Origin of the sequence: Acetivibrio ethanolgignens (genome assembly GCF_001461035.1) — a bacterium.
Classification (GTDB): domain Bacteria; phylum Bacillota; class Clostridia; order Lachnospirales; family Lachnospiraceae; genus Velocimicrobium; species Velocimicrobium ethanolgignens.
Genome location: NZ_LNAM01000152.1, coordinates 1 through 20,968 on the forward strand (window position 1 = coordinate 1; position 20,968 = coordinate 20,968).

The 20,968-nt window shown below is 36.2% G+C and carries 32 protein-coding genes, 3 tRNA genes and 1 other RNA gene; all 36 read right to left on the bottom strand.

The features are described 5' to 3' along the window. Positions 1-181 precede the first annotated feature (181 nt). The 36 genes from ASU35_RS08460 to ASU35_RS08630 all read right to left on the bottom strand — a co-directional run bounded on the left by ASU35_RS08460 (position 182) and on the right by ASU35_RS08630 (position 20,864). A complete protein-coding gene (locus ASU35_RS08460; protein ID WP_058352599.1) occupies positions 182-406 on the bottom strand; it encodes a hypothetical protein in 225 nt (74 codons plus the stop codon). A gap of 401 nt (positions 407-807) precedes the next feature. Then, complete coding sequence (locus ASU35_RS08465) at positions 808-1,965, bottom strand: radical SAM family protein (protein WP_242861238.1); 1,158 nt, start codon at positions 1,963-1,965, stop codon at positions 808-810. Between the two features lie 15 nt (positions 1,966-1,980). Beyond that, complete coding sequence (locus ASU35_RS08470) at positions 1,981-2,160, bottom strand: hypothetical protein (RefSeq protein WP_058352601.1); 180 nt, start codon at positions 2,158-2,160, stop codon at positions 1,981-1,983. A 218-nt stretch (positions 2,161-2,378) separates the two neighbouring features. Then, on the bottom strand, positions 2,379-2,555 hold the full coding sequence (locus ASU35_RS19220; protein ID WP_156059387.1) for a hypothetical protein: 177 nt from the start codon (positions 2,553-2,555) through the stop codon (positions 2,379-2,381). Between the two features lie 571 nt (positions 2,556-3,126). Continuing rightward, positions 3,127-3,852, bottom strand: coding sequence for a hypothetical protein (locus ASU35_RS08480; RefSeq protein WP_058352603.1), 726 nt, complete (start codon positions 3,850-3,852; stop codon positions 3,127-3,129). Between the two features lie 799 nt (positions 3,853-4,651). Further along, positions 4,652-5,161 carry a hypothetical protein gene (locus ASU35_RS08490; protein ID WP_058352605.1) on the bottom strand — a complete coding sequence of 170 codons (510 nt, stop codon included), beginning with the start codon at positions 5,159-5,161 and terminating at the stop codon, positions 4,652-4,654. Positions 5,162-5,427: 266 nt separating this feature from the next. Further along, on the bottom strand, positions 5,428-5,628 hold the full coding sequence (locus ASU35_RS08495) for a hypothetical protein (RefSeq protein WP_058352606.1): 201 nt from the start codon (positions 5,626-5,628) through the stop codon (positions 5,428-5,430). 185 nt (positions 5,629-5,813) lie between these two features. After that, positions 5,814-5,887, bottom strand: a tRNA-Ile gene (locus ASU35_RS08500). A gap of 164 nt (positions 5,888-6,051) precedes the next feature. Beyond that, positions 6,052-6,468, bottom strand: coding sequence for a Lar family restriction alleviation protein (locus ASU35_RS08505; protein ID WP_058352607.1), 417 nt, complete (start codon positions 6,466-6,468; stop codon positions 6,052-6,054). Positions 6,469-6,481: 13 nt separating this feature from the next. After that, positions 6,482-6,778: a hypothetical protein gene (locus tag ASU35_RS08510; RefSeq protein WP_058352608.1), complete on the bottom strand. Its 297-nt coding sequence runs from the start codon at positions 6,776-6,778 to the stop codon at positions 6,482-6,484. A 105-nt stretch (positions 6,779-6,883) separates the two neighbouring features. Continuing rightward, entirely contained in the window at positions 6,884-7,897 is a 1,014-nt protein-coding gene (locus tag ASU35_RS08515; RefSeq protein WP_058352609.1) for a hypothetical protein, read from the bottom strand. Further along, positions 7,890-8,135, bottom strand: coding sequence for a hypothetical protein (locus tag ASU35_RS08520; RefSeq protein ID WP_058352610.1), 246 nt, complete (start codon positions 8,133-8,135; stop codon positions 7,890-7,892). The genes ASU35_RS08515 and ASU35_RS08520 overlap by 8 nt, the downstream gene beginning before the upstream one ends. 37 nt (positions 8,136-8,172) lie before the next feature. Continuing rightward, positions 8,173-8,550 carry a hypothetical protein gene (locus ASU35_RS08525; protein WP_058352611.1) on the bottom strand — a complete coding sequence of 126 codons (378 nt, stop codon included), beginning with the start codon at positions 8,548-8,550 and terminating at the stop codon, positions 8,173-8,175. A gap of 35 nt (positions 8,551-8,585) precedes the next feature. Next, the gene (locus tag ASU35_RS08530) at positions 8,586-9,653 is read right to left on the bottom strand and encodes a HipA domain-containing protein (RefSeq protein WP_058352612.1); all 1,068 of its coding nucleotides are present in this window, start codon (positions 9,651-9,653) and stop codon (positions 8,586-8,588) included. 323 nt (positions 9,654-9,976) lie between these two features. Further along, positions 9,977-10,219 (bottom strand): hypothetical protein, encoded by a 243-nt coding sequence (locus ASU35_RS08535; protein ID WP_058352613.1) that lies wholly within the window; start codon positions 10,217-10,219, stop codon positions 9,977-9,979. Between the two features lie 100 nt (positions 10,220-10,319). Beyond that, positions 10,320-10,692, bottom strand: a transfer-messenger RNA (tmRNA) gene (gene ssrA, locus ASU35_RS18670). Positions 10,693-10,731: 39 nt separating this feature from the next. After that, on the bottom strand, positions 10,732-11,457 hold the full coding sequence (locus ASU35_RS08540) for a PD-(D/E)XK nuclease family transposase (protein ID WP_147525409.1): 726 nt from the start codon (positions 11,455-11,457) through the stop codon (positions 10,732-10,734). Between the two features lie 100 nt (positions 11,458-11,557). Further along, the gene (locus ASU35_RS08545) at positions 11,558-12,079 is read right to left on the bottom strand and encodes a hypothetical protein (protein WP_058352615.1); all 522 of its coding nucleotides are present in this window, start codon (positions 12,077-12,079) and stop codon (positions 11,558-11,560) included. 39 nt (positions 12,080-12,118) lie between these two features. Then, a complete protein-coding gene (locus ASU35_RS08550; protein WP_058352616.1) occupies positions 12,119-12,436 on the bottom strand; it encodes a hypothetical protein in 318 nt (105 codons plus the stop codon). Positions 12,437-12,489: 53 nt separating this feature from the next. After that, a complete protein-coding gene (locus tag ASU35_RS08555) occupies positions 12,490-12,741 on the bottom strand; it encodes a hypothetical protein (RefSeq protein ID WP_058352617.1) in 252 nt (83 codons plus the stop codon). Positions 12,742-12,786: 45 nt separating this feature from the next. Continuing rightward, the gene (locus ASU35_RS08560) at positions 12,787-13,197 is read right to left on the bottom strand and encodes a hypothetical protein (RefSeq protein WP_058352618.1); all 411 of its coding nucleotides are present in this window, start codon (positions 13,195-13,197) and stop codon (positions 12,787-12,789) included. 36 nt (positions 13,198-13,233) lie between these two features. Beyond that, complete coding sequence (locus ASU35_RS08565) at positions 13,234-13,443, bottom strand: hypothetical protein (protein ID WP_242861239.1); 210 nt, start codon at positions 13,441-13,443, stop codon at positions 13,234-13,236. Then, entirely contained in the window at positions 13,421-13,597 is a 177-nt protein-coding gene (locus ASU35_RS20175; protein WP_242861240.1) for a hypothetical protein, read from the bottom strand. Before ASU35_RS20175 ends, ASU35_RS08565 begins: the two co-directional genes overlap by 23 nt. 29 nt (positions 13,598-13,626) lie before the next feature. Then, positions 13,627-13,911, bottom strand: a complete 285-nt coding sequence (locus tag ASU35_RS08570; protein WP_058352619.1) for a KH domain-containing protein — start codon at positions 13,909-13,911, stop codon at positions 13,627-13,629. A gap of 41 nt (positions 13,912-13,952) precedes the next feature. Next, positions 13,953-14,183: a hypothetical protein gene (locus tag ASU35_RS08575; protein ID WP_058352620.1), complete on the bottom strand. Its 231-nt coding sequence runs from the start codon at positions 14,181-14,183 to the stop codon at positions 13,953-13,955. A gap of 79 nt (positions 14,184-14,262) precedes the next feature. Next, positions 14,263-14,335: transfer RNA gene (locus ASU35_RS08580), tRNA-Glu, on the bottom strand. A gap of 33 nt (positions 14,336-14,368) precedes the next feature. Next, entirely contained in the window at positions 14,369-14,920 is a 552-nt protein-coding gene (locus tag ASU35_RS08585; RefSeq protein ID WP_058352621.1) for a hypothetical protein, read from the bottom strand. Further along, a complete protein-coding gene (locus tag ASU35_RS08590) occupies positions 14,917-15,321 on the bottom strand; it encodes a hypothetical protein (RefSeq protein WP_058352622.1) in 405 nt (134 codons plus the stop codon). The genes ASU35_RS08585 and ASU35_RS08590 overlap by 4 nt, the downstream gene beginning before the upstream one ends. Before the next feature lie 113 nt (positions 15,322-15,434). Next, positions 15,435-15,505 (bottom strand) — tRNA-Gln (locus ASU35_RS08595). Positions 15,506-15,527: 22 nt separating this feature from the next. After that, positions 15,528-15,971, bottom strand: coding sequence for a hypothetical protein (locus ASU35_RS08600; RefSeq protein ID WP_058352623.1), 444 nt, complete (start codon positions 15,969-15,971; stop codon positions 15,528-15,530). A 16-nt stretch (positions 15,972-15,987) separates the two neighbouring features. Continuing rightward, entirely contained in the window at positions 15,988-17,634 is a 1,647-nt protein-coding gene (gene yfbR, locus ASU35_RS08605; protein ID WP_058352624.1) for a 5'-deoxynucleotidase, read from the bottom strand. Between the two features lie 146 nt (positions 17,635-17,780). Continuing rightward, positions 17,781-18,344: a hypothetical protein gene (locus tag ASU35_RS08610; protein WP_058352625.1), complete on the bottom strand. Its 564-nt coding sequence runs from the start codon at positions 18,342-18,344 to the stop codon at positions 17,781-17,783. 49 nt (positions 18,345-18,393) lie between these two features. Then, positions 18,394-19,035, bottom strand: a complete 642-nt coding sequence (locus ASU35_RS08615) for a hypothetical protein (RefSeq protein ID WP_058352626.1) — start codon at positions 19,033-19,035, stop codon at positions 18,394-18,396. A 179-nt stretch (positions 19,036-19,214) separates the two neighbouring features. Beyond that, positions 19,215-19,529, bottom strand: a complete 315-nt coding sequence (locus ASU35_RS19225) for a hypothetical protein (protein ID WP_147525410.1) — start codon at positions 19,527-19,529, stop codon at positions 19,215-19,217. Between the two features lie 211 nt (positions 19,530-19,740). Next, positions 19,741-20,124, bottom strand: a complete 384-nt coding sequence (locus ASU35_RS08625) for a hypothetical protein (RefSeq protein WP_058352628.1) — start codon at positions 20,122-20,124, stop codon at positions 19,741-19,743. After that, positions 20,079-20,864: a HipA domain-containing protein gene (locus tag ASU35_RS08630; protein ID WP_058352629.1), complete on the bottom strand. Its 786-nt coding sequence runs from the start codon at positions 20,862-20,864 to the stop codon at positions 20,079-20,081. The genes ASU35_RS08625 and ASU35_RS08630 overlap by 46 nt, the downstream gene beginning before the upstream one ends. Between the last annotated feature and the right edge of the window lie 104 nt (positions 20,865-20,968).

The following is a 20,968-nucleotide window of genomic DNA, read 5'->3' on the forward strand; positions in this document are numbered from 1 at the left end:
TTCAAAAATGAAATCAAATTTTTTTCATTTTCCTATTGACATTTATTAGCTGGACTTTAGTTTACAACTTCCATTGGACTGCACGCCTTAAATCCTGCATTCAATTATTTCTTCCTTAGATTCAAAATCTTTTTCTTTTTACCCTCTGGTAACGTACATGATTGGAACATTAGACTTAAGTCTAATGTTCCCAACCCATAATTTTCCAACCGTAATTAGTTACTCCAATCCAAGAGCAGGTCAAGCTTGGTACGACAGATACAATTCGTTTTCTTCGTAAATCTTTTAAAGCATCTAATGCTACATCAGCATCTACATGATAACTGCATATAAAATCGTTCAACGTAGCATGGAATGCTTCAGATTTTGCAAATTTCAGAATAGTTGTTTGTAATTCTGTTAACATAACACTTCCTCCTTAATATTTATTAAATTCTAGAGCATAGTACAACATAACTAAGCCTCTGCGTTACTTTGGCAAAACATGTTCATGTAATGCACATTAATGCACATTTTGTGACACCATTCGTTTTTAGATTGTTAACAGATGCTAGATGTGTCGGGAGCATAAATAACTTAACATTCTTACTCATAACAACTTAAGCAATATCTTCCTTTCTAATCGGATTTAATAAATTTAACCGAGTGCTAACTACTTGAACTCCTATTATTCCATTTCTCGTTTGTAATTCCGATCTTTTTAGATAATTCCAATTGATTCATCTTCGTAATTGCAAGCTTCTGCTTCTTGAAGAATAGATAGAACATCAGCAATAAAGACGACATCTTCTAAACGAATTGTTTCTTCTATTTGGTATTTGCCAATGCAATAAGTGAATTGCCACAAGTAATCCTATCCTCATCTTCTTCTTTTGACGGAATAAATACAATTACATCCCAACCTCTATCTACTAATGGCTGTTCAAATTTTTCATACACATCAAAATCTGTCACAATCTCATATCCTTCATCAATAGCTTCCACTGTCTCATGAATAGGAGTAATCTTCACGATACATTTTTCTTTATCAAAATATTTTTCCATTAAATCAGGATTAAGATTGTTTTTTGATGTAACAGCAAAGTTTAGAGTATATTTACGTTTCTTAGGCATTGGCAATCTGTCAATAATATGTCCAATATCTTCTAATGAACTGCTCATACCTCTAAACATTTTATTTCTTTCATCTTCATCAAGAGTATTTATAGAAAACTGAAGACCAAATCCATCTTCACCGCCATATGTATAACCAATTTTTACCCATGTTTGCAAAAACGACTCTAACTCTTTATTTCCTTTTGGCATCATTGTTGAAACTACAGGATGATATTCTTCAAAAGTAACATCTGAACAACCATCTACTCTGAAAATATTGGCAATATCTCTAGCTGCCCAAATTACATTCCAATTAAAAGTAGGTTCTCCCATTCTCGCAAAATGAACATTTAATCTCTTTCCATGCTTTAATCTAGACAATGCAACGCCGGTTGTAATCTCAGAAATCAATTCGGCTTTACTAACATTCCCATGAAAACCAAGTTTCGGACAATCACAGAAATTACACTTCATTGGACACCCCTTCTGAGAAGATACAGTTACCACTAATTTATCTTCTAATACAACATCCTTGTGTTCTACCTTATCAATTCTTTTATCATATCCTAAAAATGATGCCTTAATATTATTCTCTTTTCCATAATCTCCAACAAATAAATATTCAAGACCAAGTTCTTCGTCAGAGATAATATTTCCTGTTCTTGTTTTTGTAATAATTCTACTCATATATTTCTCGACAAAAGAACTAAAACCTGGTCCTCTCCTTAGTACTTTTAAATTGCTATATTCTGTACATTCGTTATCAATGTTGCTAATTATAAAAGGTTCACAAACACCAGTGCATACATAATCATTTGGTTTTGATTTGAAATAACCTTTGTAACAAGCATCGCAATCTTTACATTTCAACAATTGTCACCTCTCTTACATCAACATTTCAGGATAAAAATCATATAAATAGTCTCCAAAATCACTGCATGAATCAGAACCTATTTCATTCTTCCAATGTTCTTTCCATTCTTGTCCACGTTTTGTTTCTAAAAATTCATTATATTCTATTTCCAATTCTTCCATTCTTTCTTTATAACTACTTGTTTCTACCATAACCTACCTCCAAACCTTCGATGAAACATGAGTTCAATGGATTATATATCCATCGGATCACAATCAGGATTAGGGCATTCGCCATAATCTTCATAACATTTACTGCAACAAAACTGGCATTCCCATCCATCACCTATTTCACAGTCATTGCAAACTGATGATTCTCTGTAATCATCTTCCATATATTTATTCTCAATTTCTCAAATAAATCATTTCATTTATCTGCTTTCATAATCACATATCATCGAATTAAATACTTTGTCGCAATCTTTTGAACAAATATAACATTCAGCAAGTACATCTAACCTATCTGTTGGTTTGCTGCAAATAATACATCCACATTTTTCTTTTGTTTTCATATGTGTATTGTCATAATATTCAAATTCATTAGTCATTTTATTCACCACCTTAAAACCAAGATTTAATCAGCCATAGCATTATGTGTCAGTCCCCACTTTAACTTATCTTCATCAATCTCCAGTTCCAACATAGCAAACCGTTCTAATCCTAAATCCTGGTCCAGGGACATTTGGCACCTACACCGCTCTAGAAATACCCCATCATTGAAAGAACTCCTTGTAACTTCTCCTTTATCTAAATCTGTGAACACCCAAACAGGCACAGCCCCACCCAACTACTCCCTATCCTTTTCGTACGAATGATGCTCTCTGCAAAGATTTATATCAGCTCGATACACTCCTGTCCACACAAGTGTATCTACTACATCCCAGCTTTGAAATGATACAACTCTCATTTGGAACCTCTCTATAAATGAAAGTTCTTGCTCAAGAAAAATAGTATAGCGGTCTTTGACAGCTATACTATAGAACTTTCATTATAGCGGTATTTGTGCTTAGCATCTAAATTGGGTTACATGTATCAACTTCTTGAGCCAAAAGCAGGTTAATTGTTTAAACATTTACAGTGCCTAACACACCTGCTGCTAAATTACTGCTTTTTATTTAGTTAAAATGATGACAAATTAGTGGTGCACTTCTCAGGTTCTACGGAACTATCACATCTCTCGCCATTATTAATTACTTTTTTATAATCTTCTACAGATTTCAGTCCTTTAGCATATGCCATGATAACAGAATCTTCATAACATCCAATAATAGAATTCACATTAATAAAGTCGTACTGTTCATACTTTAATACTAAATTATCCAAGTAAGACCAATCGTTAGTTTCCTTGGAATAATCATAATCACCGCTTAACAGATAACCTACTTGAATAATACAAGGTATATCTATAGACTTTACAATCTGTAATAAAGTTTTTCCGTCTCCGGCTTTAAAACTAACTAGTCTATCTATCACAATAAAACTTTTAAAATAACCTATAGCGTCTTCTATATAAAATGGCAGTTTAGGTTGCTGTGAATCAGGATTACTAACATTAGAAATTAATCTAATAGTACACGAAGCACTACCAAAAATGACTGGAATAGCATCGGTAATTACATTCACAAATCCTTGTTTGGTAGCCCAAGAAAATAAATGTAATATTTCATTAATACCCATAGGCGATAGTAATTTCTTCGTCACACTACGAATATCTACAAATCCCAGCTCATATAAATAATCTTTAAAATTATAACCTAAACTTAATTCTGATACGTTAGGATTTAGTTTTAAAACCCTACGTATCACACCACCTAAGTCAATATCTTCCTTACTATACTTATGCATTATAACCTCCTAATTCCTGTCTGTAGTACTACAACTATATTACAATGTGATTTATATTTTATTCTATCTCCTCTCCGCAATTTGGACAAAATCCTCCATAAATAGTATGTGGCACACAATTACCACAATAAGGACAGAACCCACTGTCTTCATACATTCTTTTCATTAACTCTCTTTCTTCATCTTCTTCATCATAATCATAAACATATCCTATTATTGTATAGCACTAAATCCGTCTCGTAACCATTTATTCTACTGGCTGGCATTACACCCTTCATTACTCTCGCCTCCTTCTGTATTGTAAAAATACTAAAAATACTAGAAACCATCTTGTAATCAAACCCGCAATCACATAGAGCATTACACCTAGTGCAACTAGTGTGCCAAATCCGCCACTAATAAGTAGCACTATCTGTTTAAACCCATCAGCTTGTAAACTTTGCAATAGCATAGGTAAGAAACACTGTAGCCAAAGCAGACTAAATGCAAACAACAAAATATTCATACTGACTCCTTTCCAAAATACCCCTATAAAACAAATTCATAGTTACTACCCTTTTTGTAATAAACATGTATAACTTGGACAATCTTAATGCTTGAACATTCCCTTAATACCTATATAATTTAAGATAAAGATAGGTGCAAAGAACCCAAGACAAAAGACTATAAAGATAGGAAACCGGTGTACCTTACCTGTAACTAAAACACCTATTAGATTTGTAATTAAACCAACCATAAACCATGTTAATGCAAACATCATCATACAGCTTATTCTCCTTTTCTTTTTTGTTATTTGCTTTTACCACTTAATATACTCTTCACACATTTCGAGAGCATTGTAAAAGTTTCTCGTCTTTTCCTTACAGCAAAGTTTACTGAGAAATTCATTTATTTTCTTCAAAAATGAGTCCTGTGTTAAAGTTGCGAGCGTTTCATTATACTCCTTTGGTGGCCAGGTTACACAAAGGAAGAACATAACATAACCATTGTAATCTTCTAACGATCTGATACTATCCTTTGGTAAACCATGCATTTTTTCAAAACAAACACCAAGCGCTGCTAGCAAATATCCCATTATTTCGTAATCTTCAATAGAGTTAAAATCAATATTACCATGTTGTTCACGATAGACATAACCAGCAGTAGCTCCAACGTAGCAAGCTTTCTGCCAGTCCTCTAATCCATCAGGGATTTTGTACTCACCTAAGTCTGATGGTAATACTTTTGACCAATTAAACTCTCTGAACTCATTAAAATTATATTTGTAATTAAAACCATAACCCTTATTTGCAACTTCTAAACATCCCATACGCTACCTCCATAAATGTTAATGTAAATACTAAGATCATACAGCTTATTATCCTCACCTTCTGAAATCGTCTATACAATCACCTATTGCTATAATTATTAGCAATATTATAATAACTCTCATACATAGGACTATACAGCTATTAATCAAATTTATTCACTCCTATTCAAAAGGATTACAACGTACTGCTTCCTAAAAATCCAACATGTACACAGTTAAAGCGGATGCTGTGTTACATTAAATAAACGTCATAGTTAAACGTTCTTCTAAATAAGCTCTGAAATACCGCCCCACAGCTTGTAATCATCAGGTACTGCTTTTGCAAACCAGCTCCAGTCTGTACTTCTATATTTGTCGTTATACTCAACTGCTTTTTGTGTTGCAGTAGCCTCTGCTAAGTTTTCTTCCAGCAAAACATCAGCAACTGATTCCCTACAAAAGTTGTCTACTAAAATTAATTTAGCCATAAGATCCCTCCTCTAGATTGTTCAATTTATTCACTCCCATTCAAAATGGTACAGCGTGCTGCTTTCTAAAAATCCAACACTCTCCTAGGTACTAGTCATAAATAGGCTAGGTATAGCGTGCTACCCAAACTCGCCCTCTGCACTTTAAGAACGCATGCCCTCTACGTTCGCTACCCATTGCCTAATGGACCTGGTAAGACTCGAACCTACGACTTACCGGTTATGAGCCGGTCGTTCTCACCAACTGAACTACAGGTCCTCGTGTGCCTTGTAAACTACCGGAGGGGACTCCTCTAGGTTGCTCTGTGCTAACCCTGTAACTTCCAACACACAAACTGTTACCGCACGAATATCGCAATCACGTGCTCTTCTTATCTCCACAGTTAAAGTTTTTCATGATTTCGCTCTGCGAGAATACTGAAATCATCTTACGGTAGAATTTATTCTTTCAGCAATATACTTAAGAATAGCATCATTGCTCTGCTTAACGTAGCAGCTTAACTCTCGCACTGAGTTAAACGGTAGAACTACGCACTGTGCACCTTCTGAATTGTTTAATTCCGTTTTATCCAAGTCATCACCAGCACAAACACTCATAATCAGATTAATCACCCGAAGTGACCCTGCTATTAACTCTAGAACCTCTTTGTCATTGTCAAGTTCTTCTCTCTTATTCCATGCATCAGCCAGCTCAAGTAAAGTTTCACTCATATCCTCTGAAGAGGCGATTGTAACACTTGTACCACACTTCTTGCACACAACACTGGCTGTGGTGTTGTCTATACTCACTGTTTGTACAGTGCCAGCACAAACAGGACACTCTCTCAGTTTAACTGCCATCTGTGTTCTCCTTTCAACCTAATAACGGCTCTTCTCTAATAGTGACTAAACATTTGTTGTTTTTAATGTAACGAAAATCAAGCAAGCATTTACAATGCTCTTGCATAAATCCTATTTGATTGCAATTCATATCTGTCCTTGTAATATGAATACCTGCTTCTTTTCGCATAGCATTGAGTACATCTGTAAAACTTGTACTATTATTAGAGGGTTGAAAAACTATAGAGTAATTGTGACTATCCTCACGTTTAACTACCTTTCCTAACTTGTTTGATTCAATCATAACCTGTAAAAGTTCTTTAATTGCCATTGCTTACCTCCATTGTTATTATTTTGTGTAACTCGCAGCTTACTACATTTTTATAACAATTTCGTTGGTTATTACAGGTCTACACTACCTTGTAGCTTGACTATATTAACTAAAGGCATTTAGTTTCTGTACAGGTAACTGCTGGCACATACTCCAGAGTACTGGTATCTTTTCAGGAGTCTTTACATCAACCAATGCTGCAGAAAGTTCAGTTAAGTACTGTACAAGTCCTGAATCTTCTGGCATAGCCATAACAAAACTGTAAACTAATTCATCGATTGTATCCTTTACAAACTGTAGAAAATCACGGGGTTTCACACATTCTTTAATAGACTGTATAGGATTTAGTCTAAGACTTTTATTCTCTACAAATTTTGCTGCAACTCCATCAATCCCTATCTGTAATACAGCATTTATTCCAGGAGCATGCTGTGCCAGTAAAAATTGGTGCGGGAGATAATCACTAATTAGTACTGTGGTTGGATGAATATCGATGGACTGTACTTGGCGTACCTTCTCTATATTAGTGTACCCAATTATACTTAGTAGGTCTGCTAATTCATCGCTGTTTACTATCTCATGTAAGCTGCTAAGTAGCTTGGTAAAAGCTGTAGTAAGCTCTATTGGGGCATTTGTCTCTTTGTATCTCATAAAATCTCGCGAAGATACCTTTACCCAATTTGCACACTCTCCGTATGTTAGCAACACTGAGTCTTTCGTAATACCTGTTACACAGTATAATTTTTTATCAGGACCTTCATACCAACCATGCATTTTAGGCAGGATGCATTCTACTTTTGGATAATCAATTTGAGTGCCAAACAATGCCCTAAACCCACGGGTGAACTCAGAAGCTACTGTTTCAACTTCAAATTCTTTCCATTCTCTCGGCATTAAAGAGTCAAACAAAGTACCCTCGAATACAGCTAGTGTATCCAAGTCACCGGAGAACTCCTTAATCTCGCGTACAAATCCATTAGCAACTACTGCTTTTACCACCTTACTGTTACTATACCAAAACTTATGTACAGTTCCTGTATGTGTGTGTACATACTCAAACCCTAATTCGTATCCCTCACTAGCTAATTCTGCTGCGAGGTCATTATACACTTTAATCATTGTCTATCCTCCTACTCTCAAATTCTTTAAAGGTGAATTCAGTCAGTACACCATCAACTGTTATTCTCCAGCCATTACCTTCATCATAAACGCTTGCCACTCTTGATTTAATTTCAACCTGAGTCTCATTAGTACATTCATCATTTGTACAAAACTTCTCAAATGGACATTCAGCAGTACCGGTCTCTCTATCCTCTATTGTGGCAATACACCCACAATCAACTACAAGATTAACCATATCGCCGACCCTGCAAGGCATGGTGACTGTTACGCATTCATCTGCTGTTGAAAAAAGCTTCAATACACTTTGTGTTATTTTTAGTAGAGTTATTATGAAATACTACACATCTTCCCTCTAAAGTATCCGGAACTTCAACGGTTAAATTACCTAATACTGGGTCAAGTTCATACTCTAACTCCCTCGGTCGCTGTATCATAAAGAAATATTCAAAATTTTTAGAATTCGCATACTCTAGAAGATCCTGAAGTTGCACTGCCTTATCATTAAATACCTTTGCCCAAAGTAAAACATCATTGTACATCCTCTCTCCGGAAATGCTTATACATTGAACACTTCCTCGTCCAACATATAAATATGGAATAAAATTAATTACATAAACCTTCCCTCTTATCAACTCACTTTGTTTCACCATTTATTTACCTCCTAAACAAAAAGAAGGATAAGCTATTACCTTATCCTTCTTATTCTTTCATTAACGAAATCGCTGTATTTCAATTCAGTTATTATATTTAGTTTCCTTTTATCAATAAACTGTAATGCCTCAACCGCAGCCTCATACTGTGTTTTATGCTCTCCTAACATAAGTGCTGGCAAGCACAATGTATCATCAGCAGATTCAAAGGCATGATTAAAATCCATTAGTGGAGCAAAACTTGTTATCATCCTATCCTCGTTAAATAGTAATCCCCAGTTACCACTGTGCCTATCTGAATTCCCTACAAGGTAATCTGCTAAGTTCATTAAATGGTATTCTACTTCCCATTTACGAAGCTCTTCTTTTAAACCTCTTCCTTCATTCATTGCCCACACATTAAACTCTTCTGCGGTTACCATAGCAGTGTTATCATTTGTAAAACACTCAGAGCAAGCCACTAATTCATTATCGTAATTCCTGTAGCTGTAATCAACTACGTTAAACCCTAATCGCTGTAATATCTGACTTGCTTCAACTTCTTTAGTAACAGCATCTTCATCTCCTTTGTACAAATAAAACTTGCCATTTTCTCTGTACCATGCTTTTGGTGCAATACCAGATGTACTCAAATCTGATGTAATTAAGTGAAGGTTAGTCACTGTTGGTGAGCCTTTCAATGCTAAATCAACCACAGCATTACTTAGACTGTTCCTGTGTAAACTTACAGAATTCCAATCTCTTACCTCATTAATTGGTACCACCCAATAAAAATCAGTTAGGGTCAGGCAGTAATACTGAAGAGCTATAGATGCCCTTTCCTTATCTGTCCTTGCTTGCTGCAAGCCACAACTATTTAGCAGCTCTTTTGCATATCTCCTATCCAACGTTAAAAGTCTTGTAGAGCACCAGTAATTAAAATTTTCTTTATTATTAACTCTGGTATCGAAGTCATCTCCTTCTTCTAAGTAAAGTCCGTATGGCATTAACTCCCTGTGGGTAATCTCCACTCTACCAGAATTCCTGTAAACTACTGCAGCTTCTTTATCTTTTAATCTAATACTGTATGCAACCTCTTGCTCAAAAATGTTCATAACTTCCATTCAACCCTCCTAAGAATGAAACTGGCGAGGTCAGAATTTATCTGCCTCGCCTCAGCGTAGTCCGAAAACATACGCCTCAATCCCTAAACATAGTCTAGCACAAGTGCTACTCAATTACAATATAAACCGAGGTGAAATTCAATACTACATTAACAAATTTGAAGCCAACATAGAATTTCTAAAACAGCCAAAATGCACTTTATCTGACAAAGAATGCTGATTTTTATTGTATTGTACTACTGTTCATGGTATAATCATACTTGTATAGTAATACACTAATATGTATCACCATTCCTTCTCTCAATTGTCTGGTGATACCTATTTTATTTATCATGCTTACCAATGTTAGCCATACGGTAAAGTACCTCCGTGAATGTTTTGCCTCTTGTAATCAGCTTCCACACCACCACTATTAAGGTAACCGGTCCCATTAGTACATACTGTACAGAGTTCAATTTCTGTGTTACATCAAAATACTCATCATTATATTCTTCCCCTCGCAAATCTATTATCCAAGTCGCTACAGTACATAAAATACCTGTAACAAACCAAAGTACAACCACCATACTACCCTTCCTTTCGCACCAAATATTGAAATACCTAGTACAGTTTTATCTGTACTAGGCATACTACGGAGTCCAGGCTCCAAATCTCTAGGTCAAGCCTCAGTGGAGATGAGGGGAATCGAACCCCTGTCCAAAAATACTACTTGTTATCACTCTTTACGCTGTTTTGTAATCCTTCTGAGTTATTTCACGTTGGCTTTCACTCTAGCGATTAACTTTCTGCCATACGTATTAGGGAGTCGTACTGACTTCTATTCCACCACCATATTCCTATTTGTCTACATGGAACTTCTGCTGTACTTGTTTTTTAACCTCAACTCCTACCAGTACTATCTTAGAGTATTTTGGCACAGCACTTAGGCTGCAATTGCAACTTTTCTGTTTGCGTTTATATTTAATTTCTTCCATTAACGTAGGTTGCCCGCCGAGCGAAGTAACAACTTTCATACCCCTGTCGAAACCTTTACATCCCCAAGCAAGAAGAGGGTACTTAGTACCCTCCTCAGATTAAACTACTTATTTTTAAGAAATACTCTTACTATACTTAAAGCGTCTTGTTCACTCATACCTGTCTGTTTAACTAACATTTTTGTTAGACTATCAGCATTGGTAACTCCTAAGTTAAATGCAGTCTCAATTATGCCTTCAGCTCTTCCTTCAGCTCTTCCTTCAGCTCTTCCTTCAGCTCTTCCTTCAGCTCTTCCTTCTTCTCTGCTCTGTTGTTTTTCTGTTTCTATTTCAGCATTGTACTGTTCGTTTTCTTTCATAATTACAAGCACCTCCTTGTTAACATCTTCATTTTCTTCAACATAAGGATTAAAATTGGAATTACCTAAACAATTATGGAAAATTGACTGCAAAAACTTTATTACAGCTGGGTCACTACAATCCCAGTCATAATTAGCGGACAACAGCAGAAAATCGATCCTTGCTAAATCAGTGCCCTTGAACTTAAAGCCGGTTTTTGGTTCATTAGATTCACCAAAAGCCTGATATTCAAAATGAATACACTGATTTTGCAACTCTTCAGGAACTCCATGAATACAAATCCAAGCAGACTGAACCGGAACTAGGTCTTCGTACTTAGCACCTTTAATATCTTGCTTTGCAATCAGTCTACTTACATAGTAAATTGCCCTATTCATTAATGGGTAGTTCATATTATATTTTCGCTGCATCTCCAGGTCAAATATCAAATGAACCGTCTTCTCCATTTGTGTATTAATTGCAACAGTCACAACTACATCGTACAATATCATTGAGTGTTTCTAATTCACTTGTGTCAATCACATTAATCACCTCACATTTCCCATATGAAACCTATATTCAATAGATAAATTATTTCTGAATATTTACTAAATTATCTAATATAAAAAATGTTTCTCTGCTAAACTCGTTCCACATGTCAAAAAATACTTTCATTGTAGGAACTGTACTTCCATCTTTTGTTGTATTTCCACAAGTAGTTACAATGCTTTTAATAAAATCATACATTGTTTCTGCTTGTACATAAAACTCTTCGACATATTTATTCTTATCTAAAATACTCCATACTGGATGTTCTTTGTTTTTATCGCAACGCTTTGGCAATAAATATTTTTCAATTTCCTTTACATCTATCCATGTTTTACCATCATTTACATTAAAGAAAGTGACTTCATAACCACAACCTAAAATATTTGTAATCTCTCCTTCTTTTTCTCCAATTTTAACTTCTCGATTCATCAAATCTTTATCCATACAAAATTCTCCATTCTCTTTCCGTTGAAAGAACTTCTTAAAATTAGCATCGTAAGAGCGATTGTCTTTCTTGTACAAATCGCTTTCATTACCGAAACTATTTAAACATTCTGTTTCCATTATTGCAACCTCCTTAGTAGGAACACCTTATTTTAATCTTTATACAAACTCAAGTAAGTTTAGTGGGTTGTTAAAATCCTCTGGTACTTCCATTTTGATTACCTTATACCAAGTAACAACTCCAGCACCTGTATCACAAATATCATGCAAGTAATCTTCAATAGAGGTGAATCCTGGTACTACATCGATTTCACCTTCATCATACACACTTCCATCAGCATTGTATACAAAGTACTCAATCACCCCAATAGCCTCTTCACTGAAAGGTTCTGCTTCTGTTAGGTGTATGTAGACCTTTCTATCATCTGCCAGTAAATAAACTCTGCCGTTTTCTAACTCTGTAATTAAACACTGCACAACCCACCTCCTGCCTACTAAGCAACAATTTATAGCACCTTACTGTTTCGCTTTTATTTCCGATAGCAACAACGTTTCCAGTACTCTACAGCCTCATCAACAGGCTTATCCATTTCTACTGCAAGCTCAATAGCATCATCTAATGTCCAACGGAAATGCCAAGTCTCAAAGTTCACCATAACTTTCTTGTACTGTGCTCCTTTTAAAGAATAATCTAGCTTTTTATTCCTTAAAGCCTTATTCCACCATTTCTTATCGACTCTTTCTTGCCTTACTATAGGATACCTTTTATAACTTTTAGCCATGTAATCACCTCCGTTACATGGCAATCACCTCCTAACCGTCTCTATCTAATTGAAAGCAGTTAATTCTTCTAACTTGTCACATCCTTTCTGAAGCTGATCCATTGTAAAGTAATCTGCTCCCTCCACATACTTCTGAGCGATTACGTTATCAATAATCTGTTGCTTTGTGATTCCAAAATCTACAAGTTGCTCAAGATCGCTACAATCATCACAAAGTTTAAAGTATGTAACGACATAAACCTTATCGCATGGTAAATCTTTCTCATGCTGTAATTCATCAATATATCCTTCCATATCATCATAAAGACCTGATTTATTACAAGCATGAAAACCAATTTTCTTTTCAATATCAACTACGCCTTCAACTTCATCCTTTTCCAGTTCTACTCCCCACTCTGGGTCATCATAAAAGAAATATTGCTTTCCATCTTCTGATTTATAAATTGTTCTTTCCATAACATCAACCCTCCTTTCCAATCAGTTCTGACCAAATTAATTTCCCTCTCCTAATTCCACACCCATATCAAACAAATCTTTTGGTGTAACTGTTTTAATATCTTCTTCAGATATACCGGCTATAATATTTGCATTACTTTCCAACGCTGCAATATCAATCGGTATTGCCAATTGCATTAACATAAACACATGAAAGTGAGGATATTCCTTTGGATTGTATTCATCAAAATTTTCTGGCATTTTCAAATTTGAATTTTTTTATATGAGGTTCAAACATACCTTCAAAACAAAACATTCCTAAATGTGCAGCTTCGCACTTCATAATCTCTTCTCTATTTTCTGATTGTTTTCCACATATTTCACATTCAAAAATAATATGCTGTTTCATTTCATCTACCATCCTTTCCTTCTATGAAATACGAGATTTATCTACACAATGACTAACATTTTGCATTTAATCTCTTTGAATTCGATTTCATAATCATAACCAAATTCTTCTTTGAGAATGTCTTTTAAAATACATGCATTCTGACCACCTTTACCAATAAGAATACCAGGTTTATCCGTCCATACAGTAAATACTTTCTTTCCTAAATCATTCTCATAGCCTACAATACCTTTATATCCTATTCTATAAAAGAAATTCTTCATAACTCTTTCATTTCTTTCTGACATTTCTTCTAATGATTCTGCAACAATTTTTTCAAAATCCATATCATTAACCTCCATTTTTAGTCTTAAAATTCCGATTTCATTTAATATTCTGTTTTTGTTTCAAAGTCATTACCAAGTAACAATTTTGCTTGTTCTTTTGCCCAACGGTCTAATGACATTGACTTAGTTTCCTTGTTAGTAACTACTAATACAAATGAGTATTGTGGCATAGGAAGTGGTGGGTATAACCTACCCCGCTTTTCCTTTAATGGATTCTCCGGAAAATCATCCATAGCTGTTCCATCTTCATTTATCAATTCAAATACTGACATGTAACATCCTCCTCTTCTACAGCCGTGCTTATTTAACGTAACTGAAAACCATATTTGTATAGTATCTTACTAAGTGAAATGACTCCAACGGGATTCGAACCCGTGCTACTACCGTGAAAGGGTAGTGTCTTAAACCTCTTGACTATGGAGCCTTAGTGCAGGTAATTACCTGCACTTACTTTTATCTAAAACTGTTTAATTGTTCCGTTTAGTTTCAGTGTGTTACGCTGCCTAGTAAGGTAAGTTGTTAATACCTCTTGGCAACCTCTGGAATACTCATCATTTTCAACTGCATCGTACATCTGTAAATGAACCCCGTAAACAACACCATCATATACCCATACTTGTACAGTTACACCTGCAGCAAGCAGCCTACCAATTTCATCTGAAGGTGGTTCTACTCCGTATAGCTGATCATACCATATCTTGTACACCTTACCATCATCACACAATGCTTTTCCACCGGCAAGAATGGCAACAAGTTGCTTGCTTTCTAGTATTTTATCTGGCTCAGTGAAATTGCTATCAACAAGCACATTATCTTCATTTACTTTTAGCTCACAGCACACAAGTTTACGCGTAAGATACAGATCTGTACTGAGAAATTTAAGGTTAGAGTGAGTACATAACTTTATTACATCAGCATTAAAAGGCCTCAGCGGGCACCACATAAGCACAGGGTCTGGTGCATTTACAACGTACCCAAATGTTACTACAGTTCTCAATACTTCACTCATACTACGTTCTCCTCTTTACCACTCATCATACGCTGCAGTACATCATCATCTAACAAGTTAACACCGCACACCTCAGCACCTGTACCACTGAAGGCTTTAGCTGCCCACTCTTTTGTTACAACTGCATGAGTACCAGTTGGGTACACAGGCTTATTGTTGTCTCCTTTACCTATAGCCGGTAATCCATTTGAAGTATACTGAACCCCAACCAGCAAAACACCCTTTTTAAACATTTCTTTGCATTTATCACATGGCTCATAATCCAATACCGTATACATTGGTGCTTTCTTATCATCTTTTAATTTACCAAGAAGGGCGATTTCATTCTTACCCTCACCGCACCAGAAGCATACTGGAATTGTCGGGTTAACTCCATGCTCTTTACTCAACCTAATACTCACACTGCTTCCTCCTTTATTTTTATTGGAGTACACATGTGCCTAAGATTGCTCAGAGCATTAAGTCTGTTGTGCTTTCTCCACACAAGGAATCTTAGGTGTGTGTTACTCCTTAACTGGGCTAATCAGATTTGAACTGATGATGCAGGAATCAAAGTCCTGTGCCCTACCACTTGGCGATAGCCCAAAAAGAAGAAGTAGCCTTTCGGCTACTTCAAACAAGCAACTGAGCCTAGGTAGTACCACCTATCAGGCTCAGCGTATCTAATCCAGTTATCAAGTGTCAGTATCTCTCCAGCATCAACCACAACGTCACCGTATCTCTCATTAAACAATGAAGCCATATCATCCATACACTGTGTTGAAAATGCAGTTAAAGTTAGAGTACTAACTTTCTTTTTTAAACGGTTAAATCTGCTGTCAAAGTACCGTTCCTTGCACTCATCCGTAAGTAGTATAGCTAGACTTCCATCGGCATCTGCTTTAACTTCAGCACCGTATTCCTGTAGGGCATTCGTAAACTGTTGAATAGTATAGCTCTTTTGTTCTTCGTTTCGTGCCATATAGCACTCAAACTCATCATCAAGGTACTGTAGTAGATTTGTACCTAACCTTTCGGGAACTCTATCAACTTCGTAAGCAAAACCTCTCATACTGCAGTTACCCCCTTTAAGAATGAAGTTCGTCCAAGCTGCTGCTAAAAGTCTGTTCAAACAACTCCATAAACTTTACAACCTCGTGACTACGCATTGTCATTAGCTTAGAGTAAAGAGACTCTTTTGCTTCAGTAAATTCTTGATTACCTGCTTGTACTTCACTGCAACTCTTTAAGTATGCTGCTAACGTGTCAGCTGCTTTAACTAACTTTGTGGTATCTTGCTCTTTCAGTAACTTTTCGTAAGTCCACCGCATACCCTCTGGTAAGTTGTTAATTAAGCTATCAGCTGCTTCTGTCTCAATCTCCTTGTAGCATTTTAGTATTGCGTCGTTAGCATACTTAATTGGAGTAGGCATATCACCTGTAACCACCTCTGTAACATCGTGGAACAATGCCTTAACTGCAATACTATTGCAATCGTATCCCTTGTTGAAGTAAACATTTCCAATAGTTGCTAATGCATGGGCTAGTATTGCCACCTCTGTTGTATGTTGACTAACTGACTCCTTCTCGACATTCCTCATTAATGCCCAACGGTCAATATACTTCATTCGGAACACCTTTGCAAAGAATGTGTTGCAATTACCACTCTGCTTGACAGTGTCAGTTACCAGTACCTCATCTTTAAAATCTTGCACTTCAGGCTCTACTACCTGTACTGGTTCTTCTACCTCAGCAACAACCTCTTCTGTTCCTAAAGAGTTTCTCTCGGCTTCCTCTTTTGCTGCTTCATGCTGAAGTTTTTCTTTTTCTCTCTGAATACTCTCCATCAACCCATCAGTACCTTTACACTGTGTATTCTTTTTGTAAAGTACTGGTGTTTCAAGAGCCTCCTCTAAAGTCCAATTGTTGCTAATACGCTTTTCTACTACCTCTTTTGGCACTCTGTAAAACTCACACATCTCATCCTTAGAGTTGTATTTATTACCTTTATGGTCGGCTACTGTCTTTTGTTCACTGCTAACTAAGTAACCAGCCTTTTTCGACATAGATGTAAGCAACGCTTCCTTCTGTGGCCACATCCGTTTAATACGGTTACAGTACTCTTCTTTATCAATACCGTAAGAAGCACACATTTCAGCAACACTGGCATACACTCTACCCCTGTAATCTTTTACACCTTCTGGTACACCGTTAATAGCATCCTCAACACCCCAACCATATTGAAGTGCGGCTAAACCAGCCGTTAGATTAACGCCTATACTTTTACACATCTCTCTAAATTGAATACGTCTTTTATCTACCTGACTCTGAGAATCAATAAACTCTATGGGCAGCTCTACATCTCCAGGTGTTAACTGCTCGGCATGGCACTCAGTAAAGCCTACATTACTCACCAATTTTATACTGTGGGAATCACAACGTTCTTTAAGTGGAGTTGTCAATGCTCTTTCTTGATCCCAATTACGATACATCCTCTGCCAATACACATTTTGTGGAATACCATAGGTATCACACATAGCCCGATTATCCGGGAATCGCTGACCTCTAAAATCTGTAACCCAATTAGGTTCACGTTTAGTTAAACACTCCTTGAGTGACAAACCTCTTTTCTTTCTACTGTAATATGTAGTATAAATTACACCCCAAGCTTTGCACATAGCACTCTCTGATGGGTACTCTTTTCCTGTATGGTCCTTAACACAATTAGCTGTCACAACCATTCCTCCTTTATCCGTAGTATTTGTTTATACAAACGAATTAGTGGATTTCAGGTTTGTACCTTCTTCTTATCTAGTTGGTACAGTATAGCATATTGTAACATAAATGAATACACTCGAAATTATTACACATAACTAACCTCCTAAAATACATGCATATTTTCTGTTCTTAATCTCGCTTTCGCTTCCCACATTTGCCCAGCATCAAATTCCGGTTTAGCGTAAATAGAGACATCTAAGCCTTTCTCTAATCCTGATATTATTTGATACATTTGCTCAACACCAAATTCTGGTTTAGCGTAAATAGAGACATCTAAGCCTTTATTTAATCCTATTCTGATTGCGTACATTTGTCGATCATTAAATTCCGGTTTAGCGTAAATAGATACATCTAAGCCTTTCTCTAAACCGAATATTATTTGATACATCTGATCTTCATCAAATTCCGGTTTAGCGTAAATAGATACATCTAAACCTTTCTCTAATCCTATTCTGATTACGTTCATTTGCCCAGAATCAAATTCTGGTTTAGCGTAAATAGAGGCATCTAAGCCTTTCTCTAATCCTATTCTGATTATATACATTTGCTCAACACCAAATTCTGGTTTAGCATAAATAGAGACATCTAAGCCTTTCTCTAATCCTATTCTGATTACGTACATCTGATCTTCATTAAATCCTTGCCCCTCGTAATCTTTAATACTCATATTGTGCCTTCCTTTCTCGTTTTTTAAATAATAAGGTATTGGATTACCACTACCTTACCTTGATAGTTTTTGTAATCTTGTTACCTGCTTTATCCGTAGCCGTTATCTTCGGCTTACTGTAATCACCTCTAAAGCCAACTGTTTTTACTGTAGTTACATTACCTGCACTATCTGTACACTGTACGTACAACCTAGCCCAAGAACCAGGCTTTACCTTAATTGTACTTCCACTTAGTAAAGTCTTCCACTTTACATCAGTATTCTTTACACCCTTCTTTACAACCTTGTACCTAATATTCTGTTTACCACTGACACCAAACTCAGTTTTAAGATTGAAGGTAGCAATCTTGTTTGTATTTACTGTGTACACATTCTTTGCCTGTTTGTTAATCTTTATTGATGTATTAGAGCTAGCAAGGGTAACGGTTGGCTTCACGTAATCCACGCAAACATTAATCAGAGATACCTTACTGATAGTTCTGGCACTTAAATCCTTAACGTACCAGCCATACTGGTCATACACACCAACAGGTCCAGTTCCAATACTAGTCTTAAAAGTAAGCATATCATTACCAAGTAAGTATCCCTTATTACTTTCAATGGTATCAGAGCTAATGTAAACCTCACCACTGTCTTGAATATCAATATTGTCAGCGTTACTAATGGTAGCATTACAATATTCTCTCAGCACCTGATTTATCTGTTCTGGCTCCTTGGTTACCTCCTCACTAGTAGAAGCTCCACCGCCCCAACCTTTTCTACATACTCAATATCAATCACCAAATTACCTTCCCACTTACCTGCAGAAAGACTACTAGTAGTTACACCCAAATCAACTTCATGGTACCCTGTTTCAGAATTGTAACTAAATCAGGAATCTACTGCATGTACTGTTTTCTCAAGTTCTGCCTGTGGCCATTCAGTTACTGCTTGGCTTACATTAGCAACAACATCGTCCTTTTTATTGTATCCTGCACCATCAAACCTATTAGTAATATCCACCAAAGTCACTGAAGGTGACGGCGATACTCTCACACAACTATCCGATGCAATATCTCCTTTCACACCCACTTTAGTTCTGTATACATATGGTCCTTTTGTTTCATTGTTTCCTGTAAGTACAATATTAGTTGGCAAGCTTACTGTAAAATCTGCATCAACTGTTGCACTTACAGGTACTTCCACAGAAGAACCTCCTGTTGCTAACTCGCTAGCTGTTACTACTTCTGCAGCATAAGATACAGGAATGACTAACTGGGAGCATAAGGATTCTGCCAGCACTAATGTGATAAATCTTTTCATTTTAACACCATTTCTTAGATTATTGAATTTTCTCATAAAAAGAAACAAGGCAGTTATTCTGCCTTGTTTCGTCTCTACTCTATTGTGCGTACTCTTAACTTTGGTACCTCTTAAAATTACATACAATATCCTTCACATCTTCCCATACTACCTGTTCATCATCAAATCGTAGCCAGTAGTAATCATCTGTAAATCTTCCATAAGTTCTTCTAACAATCTGCTCTGGGTCATAATAAGGTAATCCAAGTGCTTCAAGAATTTCCTTGCTATCTGGTCTATTCCTATCAAAACACCGTGTCTCAAAGAAATCGTCAAGGTCATCTATAGTCGGTTCTACTAATCCAAACGCGGTATCAACAATATCATCTGTAAAATTTTTCACAGTAACTTTATTTGTATTGTAATCAACAGTGACTACAGTATTCACTTTATCTAATGAAAGATACTCAAACTTGTAAGTCCTGAGTGTTGTACCCATGCCTTGCCCTCCAATTCATCTAGCCCTTTATTTATACACCAAATTGCTCTGTATGTAGCTTCACTTTTACTAGTAAATCCTTTGAGCTTTAAATTAAATTGCTCTCTGTCTAGCACAATAGGTTTATCCACCAATTCTAGTTGTTTATTAAAGTTTGCAAACCATGGTTTTGCATACACTCTTGAATACACCCTTTCGTTTAGTTCAATGAGAGGGTATGTTAGTAAGTCTGACAAACAAGACAACCCGTGGTCAAACAATGGGGCTGTTCTAAATTTACCGTTACTCTGTATTACTGCAAGATTATTAAAATGTCTATCCTCATTTCTGATTATTGCGTCTATACAAATACACTGGTCAAGATACGGCTTTACATCAATCCCACATAACTGAAATATCGCATCTCTAACATCATCATACCCAAACTTCAAAAAGTCTTTGCTGACTTTTCGGAGTAACCTGTCAAAGGTAATTAACACCTCTCCATCTTTTAGGAAATTAGAGGAAGCACAACCAATTCCAACGGTTTCTCCATCCTCAACAACACTTACAGTCTCATACTGTACATGATCTATTACCGTACAATCCAATAACGCAGAAACAAGACTCTCTGCAGGGCCCTCATTTCCAAGTAAATTTAGTTTTATAAACTCATTCTTGGTTTGCCATCTAATTTGTGATCCTTTTGAAGAGGTTCCTAATGCAACCCTCTCATACTTATGAACTTCTACCTCTCTCATTGTATCACCTCAATCCAATACAGTAATAGTGCAACTTTTGTAAATAGTATTATATCACTTTTCCACTTCTACTTCAACTCTAATCCTTGAAAGGAAGGCAGCAA